Genomic DNA, 520 nt, shown 5'->3' on the forward strand with positions numbered 1-520 from the left:
CGCGGACCGTGCCCTCTACGCGGCCAAGGACTCCGGTCGGGACCGGGCCGTGCTGGACGACCCGCGCCACCACACCCCGCCCGCCGGGCTCCCGGCCCTGCGCAGGCCCGAGGTGTGACCGGCCCGGTCGCGTGGTCGGGTCAGGGGTACAGCCCTCGCGTCCGGTGCGCCTCGGCGACCCGTTGCACGCTCAGCACCAGTGCGGCGTCCCGCAGCGACACGTCCCGCTCCCGCGCGACCTGCGCGACGGCGTCGTAGGCCATCTGCATGCGCTCGGCCAGGCGGTGCTCGATCTCGGCGAGCGTCCACCAGTAGGCCTGCTGGGCCTGCACCCACTCGAAGTACGACACGACCACGCCACCGGCGTTGGCGAGGATGTCGGGGACGACCACCACACCGCGGTCGGCGAGCACGGTGTCGGCGTCGGGCGTGGTCGGTCCGTTGGCGCCCTCGACCACCCACCTGGCCCGCACGTCGGGCGCGTTGTCGGCGTTCAGCACGCCCTCCACGGCCGCAGGCA

1 pseudogene is annotated in these 520 nt (G+C 74.8%); it reads right to left on the reverse strand.

Annotated features, from left to right (window positions below):
• Positions 1-140: 140 nt before the first annotated feature.
• Positions 141-520 (reverse strand): annotated as a pseudogene (locus tag N869_RS15995) (glutamate dehydrogenase); the annotation flags it as partial.

The sequence above is a fragment of the Cellulomonas bogoriensis 69B4 = DSM 16987 genome, from assembly GCF_000767165.1.
In the GTDB taxonomy this organism is placed as follows: domain Bacteria; phylum Actinomycetota; class Actinomycetes; order Actinomycetales; family Cellulomonadaceae; genus Actinotalea; species Actinotalea bogoriensis.